At 46.1% G+C, this 12,549-nt stretch carries 7 protein-coding genes; 1 reads left to right on the forward strand and 6 read right to left on the reverse strand.

All coding sequences use genetic code 11. The features are described from left to right. Positions 1-16: 16 nt before the first annotated feature. Positions 17-1,351 (reverse strand): glycoside hydrolase family 105 protein, encoded by a 1,335-nt coding sequence (locus ACKI5J_RS06925; RefSeq protein WP_407427882.1) that lies wholly within the window; start codon positions 1,349-1,351, stop codon positions 17-19. A gap of 74 nt (positions 1,352-1,425) precedes the next feature. After that, on the reverse strand, positions 1,426-5,748 hold the full coding sequence (locus tag ACKI5J_RS06930; RefSeq protein WP_407427884.1) for a PAS domain S-box protein: 4,323 nt from the start codon (positions 5,746-5,748) through the stop codon (positions 1,426-1,428). Between the two features lie 336 nt (positions 5,749-6,084). Between ACKI5J_RS06930 and ACKI5J_RS06935 the strand changes: the two genes are divergently transcribed. Further along, complete coding sequence (locus ACKI5J_RS06935) at positions 6,085-7,278, forward strand: ATP-binding protein (RefSeq protein WP_407427886.1); 1,194 nt, start codon at positions 6,085-6,087, stop codon at positions 7,276-7,278. A 447-nt stretch (positions 7,279-7,725) separates the two neighbouring features. Here ACKI5J_RS06935 and ACKI5J_RS06940 read toward each other — a convergent pair whose 3' ends face one another. From ACKI5J_RS06940 to ACKI5J_RS06955, 4 genes are read right to left on the reverse strand one after another with little or no spacing between them, the layout of a single operon-like run. Then, positions 7,726-8,868, reverse strand: a complete 1,143-nt coding sequence (locus ACKI5J_RS06940; RefSeq protein ID WP_407427888.1) for a bile acid:sodium symporter family protein — start codon at positions 8,866-8,868, stop codon at positions 7,726-7,728. 60 nt (positions 8,869-8,928) lie between these two features. Then, the gene (locus tag ACKI5J_RS06945; RefSeq protein WP_407427890.1) at positions 8,929-10,209 is read right to left on the reverse strand and encodes a mandelate racemase/muconate lactonizing enzyme family protein; all 1,281 of its coding nucleotides are present in this window, start codon (positions 10,207-10,209) and stop codon (positions 8,929-8,931) included. A 39-nt stretch (positions 10,210-10,248) separates the two neighbouring features. Beyond that, positions 10,249-11,196, reverse strand: a complete 948-nt coding sequence (locus tag ACKI5J_RS06950; RefSeq protein ID WP_407427892.1) for an RraA family protein — start codon at positions 11,194-11,196, stop codon at positions 10,249-10,251. Positions 11,197-11,213: 17 nt separating this feature from the next. Continuing rightward, on the reverse strand, positions 11,214-12,536 hold the full coding sequence (locus tag ACKI5J_RS06955; RefSeq protein WP_407427894.1) for a gluconate:H+ symporter: 1,323 nt from the start codon (positions 12,534-12,536) through the stop codon (positions 11,214-11,216). Positions 12,537-12,549: the final 13 nt, after the last annotated feature.

The raw sequence follows: 12,549 nt of genomic DNA on the forward strand, positions 1-12,549 counted from the left end.
AACTAGCGTGTATCTATCACTTCTTTCTCTCGTACTCTAAACTAGCTAAGATAAACGGCCCTATAGCTTTGCCTTCGTTTTGAGTCACGGTAACATCTTTGCCACAGAGGTAATAGTTAGCCGTGCCTGTCCTGGAGATATCCTTCAATGGACCAAGACCAGCCGAAGCGCAGGATTGCAGGATATTAATCTCGCCGTTTTCACCCTCACGTATAAAGTTTTTAACCAGTCCGCTATAAGCCTTCTCCGCTACAGGAAGAAAATCACCTCCATCTAAGACGCCAAGGCGGATTCCTTTCAAATATGCGTATGTAAACATAGCGGAGGCAGATGACTCCAGGTAATTCGCATGATCACACTTGTTATAAATTCCCCCAGCTACTTCATCGCCCTTGCCGTCAGCCTTCTTTGAATCATCGTACTGCAGCAACTGGTACCAGGAGCCACTCTTATCCTGATACCTGGCGAGCCCGGCAGCCACCTGATTAACGATTTGAGCAAGATTTTTATAGTCCGCATGATCATGAGGCATTACCTCAAGCACATCTACGAGCGCTGCGAAATACCAGCCCATTCCTCTTCCCCAAAACTCCGGAGAGCAGCCTTTGTAGGGACCAGTCTTATTTGCCCAGAAAGAGTTTTCATCAGTTGGATCGGCACTCCATGCGTGGTAATTAAGCTGTTTGTCCTTATCATAAGTAAACTGATGGATTGTTTTAAACTGATGTGCGATGTCATCCCATGATTGAAGATTAGCGGCCTCACCTTCCTCTTTGCCATAAGCATCCTGCCATCCAGCGTAGAGAGCAGGACCCATATACAGGCCGTCTAACCACATTTGGTTCGGGTAGATTCCTTTATGGAAAAATCCACCGGCACCCGGCATAGCCGTTCCGATACGGCTGTGTTGAAACTTCAGCTTATTCCTCAAAAAGGTCGCGCAGTCTTTATATCGTTTGGCATCTGCCACATTTCCCTTTTTCTGTTCCTCTTTAGCCAGGGTAAAAAGGATCTTTCCCGCGGCCAGATCATCTATATTACTTTCCTTTACATGAACAGTATCCAGTCCTTTCAGGCAATAATCCGCATATGCCTTAACGATATTATAATATTCCTGTTTCTCAGGGTATTGCTCCCAAGCTTTCAGGATACTATACGCCACTAAACCAGGTACATAATCCCAATGTGCTTTGGCTAGCTGTTGCTCGTTCCGGTTTGTATTAAAAGTTTTCATCGCCCGGTTCTCAACCATTTTTTGAGAATACGCTGACTTGCTTTTAACACCTTTTAAAGCTCCTGAACAAGATGATAAGATACAGGCCAGGAAAAGAATATATAAATACTGTCTCATATCCGGGCAAATTACTGATTTTTTGGTTAATCACTCACCGCAATAAAACCAGCAACAGAAAAGTTATATTCCGTTCACTTCTTCATTATCAGCTTCAGAATGATATCAATTTCTCCCGCGATGGAATCTGTGAGGTCCTTTATTCGTTGGGGGTCAGGTTCAGTTAACTTCTCCAACTCGCTTGCAAATACCGACAGACGGGGCATTCCGGCAGATGCAGCCGTTCCATACAGCTTGTGTCCTGCACTATTCAAATCTGAAAGACTGCTCTGGCCAGCAGCCTGACCGATCACTTTCAAAGACGATAGTAATTCACTTTTGACCAGACCGAGCGCCTCCTCAACCAAAGATTCATCTTCACTAACATAGCCTTTCAATACGTTGATATCAAAATGCTGCGATGCTGTATCATCGGCCACGGCCAGCTTCGGGGAAGAATTAGGACTCCCCAGTTCCAGCCATTTGTGCAGGGCCACAGCGATATCCGTTTCGATGACAGGCTTCACCAAAAAATCATCCATTCCAGCAGCCAGACATTTTTCCCGTTCACCCTTTACATTACCAGCTGTAAGCGCGATAATCGGAATTCTGAAGCTGTGGTTCAGCTTGCGAATCGCCTTAGTAGCTTCGTAGCCATTCATCTTAGGCATTTGCACATCCATAAGAATCAGATCCGGCTGTGTCGACATACAAATATGAACCGCTTCCTTACCATTAGATGCCTCCAATAACCTGAAGTTGGGTGCTAACTTCTTGATTATGGTACGGGCCAGCAGCATGTTAACCGCGTTATCTTCAGCGATCAGAACCGTCAGATTGGTATCAGTAATTTCTATGACCGGCGAATGCGCGGAGACTAAACTGCCACCTTTCTGATGTAGTCTCGAAAGGGCATGATAGATCTCCTGCATCTTAATCGGTTTTACCACCCGTTGACTTACTTGTAGCTCTTCGCATGCCTTAATGATTGTTCCATCATCTGAAGAGCTGTGCAGCAAGATTATCGGCAGCTCATGAGCCGAGGCCGAAAAGCTCCCACGTATCTTTTCTATCGTTTCCAGTCCGTCCATGTATGGCATTTGGTAATCCATCAGCACGGCATCGTAAACCTGACCATCAGCCAGGAGTTGTAATGCCTCAAAGCCATTTTTAGCTTCGGCTGTTCTTATACCTTTCAACCTCAACGTTTGCGCCAGAATAATCCTGTTATTCTCGTTATCATCTACAACCAGAACATTCTTGATATTGTCCAGATTATCCCAAACGATCGCTTCACCTTGTTCTGAATCGAAGCTGATTTCAAAGTAGAAGCAACTTCCCACGCCCGGAGTACTGTCCAACTGAAGCGTACTACCCATCATGCCCAGTAACCTGTTGGTTATCGTGAGACCCAGCCCTGTTCCTCCATACTTCTTTGTAGTCGATCCATCTTCCTGTGAAAAGGCTTCAAAAATTTTATCCTGCTTTTCAGGCTTGATACCAATGCCGGTGTCCCTTACAGAAAACCTGAAGGTGGTATGATTCTCATGCAGCACCAGCGGTTCAATCTTGAGTTCAATTTCTCCACGTTCAGTAAATTTTGATGCGTTACCAAGAAGATTGACGAGCACCTGCTTCAATCGAACCGGGTCGGCATTAATAAACCGGGGAAGATCAGGCGAAATATTCAGCAGCATTTCGAGGCCTTTAGCCTGAACCTGATAACTAATAATATCAGTAGCCTCGCCGCACAATTCATACAGATCGCATTTCTCGATTTCCAGCTCAAGCTTTCCGGCTTCTATCTTGGAAAAGTCGAGAATATCATTGATGATACTGAGTAGAGCATTTGCCGATTGATTAACAATAGTGAGATATTGTAGCTGGGTTTCATTCAACTTTGTCTTCAACACCAGGTCAGTAAATCCGATAACACCATTAAGCGGAGTACGGATCTCATGGCTCATGTTAGCGAGGAATTCTGATTTTGCCACGCTTGCCTGCTCCGCATGGCGTTTTGCAAGTTCCAGCTCATTACGCTGCAATATGATGGATGTAATATTTTGCGTGAACATCATCATACCGCCAACCTGACCATCGTATTGGTACCAGGGACGCATTTCCCAGGTAATATATTGCGATTGCGAATCTCCGGCAAGCTGATAAACGTCTTCTTCCTTCCTTTCGACAGCACCATGGAGAACTCTCTGATGCCTCTGCCGTCGAAGATTATCTATATTCTGAAAAACATCATAATGAGACGTGCCTATTACGTTTTTGCCGTTCATTTGGTAGTCTTCTAACCAGCGATTACTTACAGCGATGTAGCGCATGTCCTTGTCTAGCATGGCAACTGCCGCCGGGGCATGTTCAACAAACGCTGTAAGTCTGGCTTTTTCGGTTATCAGGGCACGTTCGATCAAACGCCGTTCTGTTATGTCCGTTCCGACACATAAGAAACCATCAATTCTTTCATTAATATCCCTGATGGGCGTAACCACCAGCATTACCGTTCTAGCGTGGCCGTCTTTGCAGTAATACGTCCATTCACCCTTCTCAAGACCTTCTGCTTCTGCCCTCCCTACAATCGCCCGAAAACCATCTACAGGATAGCCGAGTTCTTCACTTAGTTCTTCACCGCGCTTCCTTACTTCCCGCTCCGAATGAATAAGCATAGGCTCCTCACCCAGCATCTCCTCTGCAGCATAGCCCAGCATTTTTTCGGCCCCCTTGTTGAAAACTGTAATTCTTCCGTTTACGTCTAAAGCTATTATACTGATTTCAGATGCAGATTGCAAAACATCATTGAGCAGCTTTCGCGATTTGGATAGTTCAAGCTCCGCTCTTTTTGTGTTATCTATATCCTGAAAGGTGCCAAAGATACGTCTACACACCCCTTCTTCCATCTCTGAATATCCCAGGGAGCGAACCCATACTTCAGTCCCTTTTGCATTTACAATCTGTAACTCCAGATCCCAGGGCTCTCCATGAGCTATCGCTTCGTTCACTGCATACAGTATCTTATCTCTGCTTTCACCTTCCTTATAAAAGTCGATGGCTGATTCCAGAACGGGCTCATAGGAGGAATCTACGCTGTGAATTTCTCTTGTTATAGCCGTCCAGGATATCGTTCTATTGGTCACATCCATTTCCCAACCCCCAACGCGGGCCACCCTGTTGGTGCGTTCTAAAATCTCCTTGGTATTCCTCAGATCTTGTTCAAGCAAATGTCTTTCCGTAATATCGACAGCATTGCCGATGACATAGGCCTGGCCCTCCGAATCCCTCTCAAGTATGTTATTATACATCCAGATCCGATAGTCTCCGTTCTTTCGAAACGTGACCATTTGTCCCTGATCCTGCCCCTCAATTACAATCTTTGACAAATATTGCTGCAGGTTACCATGGCGGGAAGCCGGAATAATATCAAATAGGCTCATCGTTAAAATTTCCTCGCGAGTATATCCCAGAATTGTTGCGCCAGCGCCGTTAACAGACAGAAAATAACCGTTCAGATCATGAGTACACATAAAACCTTGTGAATTTTCAAAAAAGACGCGGGCTCGTTCCTCACTGAGAATCAACATACGCTCCTTGTCCCTTTCTTTAGAAACGTCGCGGGCAATAGCAAAAAGGTTGCCAGTCAACGGCTCTGGTGTTGCCACCCATTGCAACATCTTATAGTCTCCTGATTTGTCCCTGAAACGATGAGTAAAATTTATCGTGTTCAGACCTGCTGCTAAACCGTCGATCTGTTCCTTTGTAATACCGAGATCGTCGGGGTGGACAAGATCAAAAAAGGATGTACTGAGAAGCGTTTCCTTGTCCCATCCGAGCACTTTTTCAAAGGCTGGATTTACCTTTTTGAAAAAGCCATCTACCCCTGCGACACATATCAAGTCATTGGATAGCCTAAACAAGCTTTCGAAATTTTCCAGTTCGGCCTTCTGCCTGCGTTCAATAATCAGTGTCATTACCTCTTTTGCAAGCAACTGCAACGCACGCTTTTGCTTCGCGGTCAATGTGCGGGGCTCGCTATCGATGACACATAACGTCCCTAACGCATGCCCCTGGGGATCGATAAGCGGCTGACCTGCATAGAAACGGATATGAGCATCACCTGTTACAAAAGGGTTATTTTTGAACCGGATATCACTGGAGGCATCTCTCACTTCGAGGAGATCGCTGCCGATAATCGCATGATTACAAAAAGCAATATTTCTGTCCGTTTCGCTTATAGAAAGGCCGACTTTTGATTTGAACCATTGGCGATCGTGATCAATCAATGAAATCAAAGAAATGGGCACATCACAAATAATCGACGCCAATTCCGTAACCCTATCAAATTCCTCCTCGCTTATCGAATCAAGTATTTCATAACGACGAAGGGCGTCAACCCGGTCCTTTTCCTCCTTCATGTCTTGTACTTTTTTCAACTGGTAAATCGATGTTTACACGAATATCATAAATTTAGGTTTACCATTCAGCATCTCACGATACACTTCATCAGCAAGTTTATCAACCATTAGGAGTAAATGCAATGAGGTAAACATACGCAATTTACGACGCGTTCATTTCAAACTTCGGTCTATTGAATATGTTCAAGCGCACGGAATAGCTGGCCATTCAAAACGTATCTTGCAAATCAGCAAGACAGATACGCGGCATTTATTATATTTTAGTTTAAAAGACCTTTTTGCTAAATTGCATTGAATTAAACACGTGAATAGTGCGTGTTTATCCTATCCCTACCTATGGATTCATCATTACCCAACACGCCGAATAACCAATTAGTGGATATCGAATTCATTAGTAGGATTAAAGCAGTCCCCCATATCTTAGATGTTATTTGCCGAACCACAGGAATGGGATTTGCAGCAGTAGCCAGCGTAACGGAAGATCGTTGGGTAGCGTGCAGTGTGCACGATGAAATTAACTTTGGATTACAGCCAGGAGACGAATTGCAGGTAGAAACAACCATCTGCCATGAAATACGTCAGCATCAGCAACCGGTTGTAATTGACAATGTGGCGCAAGATAAAGTCTATAGCTGCCATTCAACACCTGCGACATATGGGCTTCAAAGTTATATTTCATATCCGATTTTTCGGCTGGACGGTAGTTTTTTTGGCACCTTATGCGCCATAGATCCCCATCCGGCACCGTTAAACACACCCACCGTCAGGCGAATGTTTGAACTCTACTCAGAACTGATAGGATATCATCTTGACGCCGCCTACGAACTTGAGAAGAATAAAGTCCTCCTACAGGAGGAGCGGCAGATAGCGGAATTACGAGAACAATTTATTGCTATTTTGGGGCACGACTTGCGTAACCCTGTCAATGCCATCGCCAATAGCGCTCAGATCTTAAAAAAAGCGGAACTTGACGAACAGATGCAACAATTCGTTAGCATCATTCAAAATTCCTCTTACCGTATTAAGGAGCTAATTAGCAACATGCTGGATTTTGCCAGGGCACGATTGGGAGAAGGCATCAGCCTCCACATTCACGAAGAGCATAATCTTGTTGAAACGTTGCAGCAAGTTATTGCCGAGCAAAGCGTTATTTTTCCTGGCCGACATATAGAAACGAACTTCGGTCAGCTTGGCGCCGTACACTGCGACGCCACACGTATTGCCCAACTATTTTCCAACCTATTGGGCAACGCTCTGACACATGGCTCTTCAGACTCCGTAATCTGGATCGACGCCTATTGCCGACACGATGTCTTTCACCTCTCCGTTACAAATGCAGGTGAACCCATTCCTGATACCGCGATAGGAAATTTGTTCACACCTTTTTCAAGAGGACAATCAAGAACGGGACAGCAAGGATTGGGTTTAGGACTTTACATTGCACATGAAATAGCGCAAGCCCACCGGGGTACGCTAAAGGCTACCTCCACTCCTGAACAAACTTCCTTCGCCTTGGAGATCCCTCTGTAAAACATTAAACGCTTTCAGATGATCTACGTACCACCGCACCATGCTCTGGCCATAGTTGGATATATCTCGCATCGCAGTCATACCAGATAAGCATCAGATGCGTATTCTCTACGTAATTTATCGAAGCAGGTACGACGTTGGTACGTCTTTGGTACCCGGTTGGTAGGTTGCTAACCCGAACATGGACCGAATATATCTCGTCCGGTGACGCCCGATAGACCCAACCCGCACCGGAAGCGGTGTACCTGGTGCATACCGTTCATTTCCAACAGGTGAATTAAACGCTACCGGCAAACTTCTTATCAGACAATCTGAATGTACCCTGATGCTGTTTAACTCCAGGTCTATGAGCTGGTCGTACTAACCTGGAATACCGCTCCGAACAGGATTAGTAAAAGACGCTGATTCCCGAAAAAACGGGGAAGTCAACCGATTGGTTAACCGATATCAATTCTTTAAAATTTGTTCTCTTTCAGGCTTTTCTGCAGCTGAGCTATCAGCAGCTATTGGCTTCCGGTGCCAATACGATGCAAGCAGTGATCCCGTAATATTCATGAATGATGAAAAGATCACCGGAGCCAAACCTACGGTAGCGATCTTTCCCATCCCCTTTGCCAGCCCAGAAGCCAGACCGCCATTCTGCATGCCGACTTCTATTGCGATGGTTCTGCAATCTCGCTCACTCATTCTAAACAATCTCCCAGACCAGTAACCGAGCAAATATCCACATACGTTATGTATGAGCACGAGTAAAACGAGTATAAGGCCCACATTTAGTAAGCTATCCCGCCCGGCTGCTGTGATGATCACGATGATACCAATAATGCCAAACATAGACAGGAATGGCATACCAGCATCGAACCATTTCATCTTGCCACTGAAAAGATGATTGAATAGCAATCCTGCACCGATGGGCATGATCACCATTTTTAGAATATCCCACATCATGTGCAAAACGTTTATCTCCACAAACTGACCCGCTAATAACTTCATTAACAGAGGAGTTACCACTGGTGCCAGCATGGTTGATATAGCAGTAATAGTGATCGATAAGGCCAGGTTTGCTTTTGCCAGATAAGATATTACATTCGATGCCATCCCGTTCGGCGAACAACCGATCAGGATGATTCCAGCTGCTATCTCGGGGCTGAAATCAAAGAAATTCATCCCCACATTCGCTAAACTGAATCCTAATAAAGGCATAATAATGAAATGGCTGATCACACCCAAAAAAACACCCTTGGGGGCTTTAACTACTCCTACGAAGTCATTAAAACTCATGGACGTACCCATTCCGAACATGATGAGCTGTATAAGCGGAATGATGAGCGCAGCAAATTTGAATCCGTTCCATTCGACAAAGAGATGTGGATAAAACAGAGCTGATACTGCTGCGGCAAAGATCATAACCGTGTATGAGTAACCCTTAAGAGAATCATAGCCCCTGAAACCGATGGCAAGGGCTAAAAAGGCTAGTATGAGGAATATCCCTGATGCAGCAACTTCGCCCGAGACTGCGATGCCTATTGAGGTAAGGAGAGACAGGAACGCCAACACAAGTATTGACTTATAGATAGTTCGTTTTTTCATCACTTAGGTTTATAGCAAAAGCCGGAGACAGAGCCGGCCTTTGCATGAGTTGGTCGTTAACTATTCAAAGTACGGAATGCCGGGAGTGGCGTATTTTTTAAGCCCCTCTTCGTTAATATCCACCCCTATACCCGGCTTTTCGGATATGGTTAGAAATCCCTTTTCCACCCATGGCTTATCGTAAATAACGATTTCTTTCCACTTCGGATCCACATCAAAATAGGTCTGCCACTCCATGATTTGGAAGTTGGGAACGGATACACAACAATGTGCGCATGCCATGGCACCAAGAAAAGAGGCCACCATGTGTGGCGAAAAAGGCACATAATAGAGGTTTGCAAGATTGGCTATTCGCTGACCTTCACCTAGGCCGCCCGTTTTCTGAAGATCGGGCATGACGATATCCACAGCGCCGTCGGATAGGAGTCTTGTGAATCCGTACGCCAGGTAGACATTTTCTCCTGTACAGATCGGGGTACTTGTTTCTTGTGTAATGTGTTTATAAGCATCAACGTTGTCCGCTGGGACGGGCTCTTCCAGCCACATGAGGTTTAGCGGCTCCATCAACTTGGCTACCCGATGGCCCGTTGTAGCATCATAACGACCATGCAGATCCACGCAGATATCTATTTTATTACCAACTGCCTTACGTGCAGCAGCTATGGAATTATACATACGGTCAAGCTCTGCCGGACTGGCTGTCCAATTGAAGCGGTCGTATTTATTAGGATCGTTTCCGGCATCTATATCAAATTTAATAGCCGTGTATCCTTTTGCAACTGAACCTGCGGCTGCTTTTGCGTAATCCTCTGGCGTAGGCAGGTTACGGGTATACAATGCGGTATCGCAGTAAACCCTGCATTTGTCGCGGAACTTGCCACCCATGAGCTGGTAAACGGGCAGTCCAAGCGCTTTACCTGTCAAGTCCCATAGTGCGGTCTCAATGGCAGAGAGGACAGCTATATATACGCCCGACTGAGCTCCGCCAAAGAAAGCGCCCTTTCTTAGCTGCTCGACTAGCCGATTAGGGTTAAGTGGACTTTGGTTGGTAATTTGCATACCAAGCCTTTTTACAAGATGATAAGTCCCTCCCACCGCATCAACACCTTCGCCATAGCCGATTATTCCCTGATTTGAAGTAATCTTCACGAAAAGACTTCCGGCTGAGTATGCGCAAGTGACCGCGGTGATCTTAAGATCTGACGGTGCCGAGGCCTTGGATGTACGGTCGTTCGCGTCAATCAGGCCTTGCCCCCAGCTAAGCGCAGGTGCACTCAACAATCCCGCTCCGGCCAAAGCAGTTTTAGATAGAAAGGAACGCCGGTTCTGTTTTAATGACATATTAGATCGGTTTATAGTATAATGATTCGTGTTATTAGTCTACCAGGTTCTGGACTTAAGTAATTCCTGGATTTGTTCTTTTGGTACGGGAAGTTTGTCGATGTGCGTGTTAAGCCATTGGGAGAAGTCACGCTCGATATCGTCTGACCAACGCGCGTCAATCTGCCCGGCGCTATACTTCCCCTCCCTTAGGCGTTCATGCCCGAAAAGGTCGCGTAGCCGAACCACTTCTGACGTTTTTACGACTTCTTCGACCAGGTGTGCCGGAATAAAAGCGACGGCTCCGTCCCGTCCGAGTACGACATCACCGGCCATTGCCGTTGCGTTTCGAATTCTGGTGGGGCGATTAATGCCGATCAACATCGTATTCAAAGCGTTGGGATTAGGGTTATGGTAAGAGGGGTGATAACTGCTAAAGAACGAGGTAAAACTGCCGAGCTCTCTCAGTCCTGAGATATCACGTAATGCTCCATCGTATACGATTCCGTTCCCTGTTTTTGCGTAAATTGCATTGGCGACATTGTCTCCGATGGTGGGTCCGTCAATGTGGGCACCAAATTGATCGGCAACATATACGTCGCCTTTAACAAGCAAATCAACTGGCCAGCTATTCTGGCCGCGCTTGCCCTCTTTCTTTCCCCGGTCATCAATGGCCTTCCAAATATCCGGACGCCCCGGCATGAAAGTAGCCGTGACGGCCCTTCCTACCAATACACTGTCGCGGTTAATAGTTTCCCATCCTTCTGCATACTGATATGCATACCCTTTGTTCTTCATCACGGCCCAGGCTTCTTCATGAGTAACCAGCTTCAAACGTTTCAGGAGGTCATCTGCCACCTTCGGGCGTCCATCGGCAAACCGCTCGCCCTTCCAAAGGGGGGTGAGGAAAAGCATTTCTTCTTTTGAGATCTGTTGCGAATAACTGCGTAAAGGCACAGCGGCAATTAGAGCCAGCACCAGAAAAAGCGTCGATTTCATTTTATTCATTTAGTTAGTGTTTAGACTTAGGATCCTTTGATGAGATTCTGAAGAATTAGTACTCCTATCAAACCGATAACAGATACCATACTTTCCATGACAGTCCATGATAGAAAGGTTTCCCTCAATGTCAGGTTAAAATATTCTTTGAACATCCAGAATGCTGTGTCATTCACATGAGACCCGAATAAGCTACCAGCACCCACGGTTAACACAAACAGCTCTGGAGGAATGCCCGTTTGCGCTACAAGGGGGAATATTACGCCAGCTGCTGTCAATCCTGCGATGGTAGCCGAGCCAAGGCTTAGCCTCAAACCAGCGGTGATCAGCCATGCCAGCACCAGCGGAGGTAGCGGGCACTTCAACATCCAGTTAGTGATCTCCGCGCTAAGGCTGCTGTCGACGACAATCTGCTTCAACATGCCGGCACTGCCGATGATCAGCAGGATCATGGAGATATCTTTAACAGACTCCGCATAGCTGTTCATCAGTGTCTTCAGATGGATCCCTGCAGACAAACCCAGGCTGATACTGCAAACTATCAATGACAACAGCATAGCAATGGCAGGTTGAGAGAGGAAGTCCGCCGTGTCTTTGAGCCCCGGGCGTCCGCTGCTCAGCAACCCCAATACCGACGCAAAGGCAATAAAAAGAACAGGCGATAGCGAGCAGCAAACGGCGTTTACGATTCCGGGCATGGGACCTTCGCGCGGAGCAGGCACCACGATTACCGAACCCTCCCGATCCTTTCTTTTTCTAAAAGCAGACGCAAAAAGAGGACCCGCAATAACAATAGCGGGTATAGCTACGATAACACCGTAAATAAATGTTCTTACAAGGTCAGCATGAAACTGTATGGCAAGTACCATAGCAGCAGGATGAGGCGGCAAAAAACCATGCATCACCGAAAGTGCTGTAAGCATTGGCAACCCAATATAAACCTTGGACAGTTTATAATGGTAAGCAACGGAAAAAATGATAGGCACCAGTAATACGAACCCGACGTTATAGTACAACGGAATGCCTACGACAAAACCGGTAAATGCCATTGCCCATGTAATGTATTTCTCACCAAACAGGTTGCGTATGGTCCCTGCAATGCGATTGGCGGCTCCGCTCTCACCGATTAAACGGCCGAGCATGGCGCCGAGTACAATGATAACCAGAATAGAGCCAAGCGTGTCGCCTACGCCCTTATTTACTGATGCCACTACATCTTTGACCGGCATGCCCAATAGCAAACCGCAAAGAAGGGAAACGACAAGGAAAGCTAAGAAGGCATTCCACTTGAATCTTGCGATAAGAAGAATAAGAAGTGTAATGCAGGAAACGAGAATAATCATGCTCATAGGCGGGGACGTA

This window comes from Arcticibacter sp., assembly GCF_045629565.1.
Taxonomy (GTDB): domain Bacteria; phylum Bacteroidota; class Bacteroidia; order Sphingobacteriales; family Sphingobacteriaceae; genus Arcticibacter.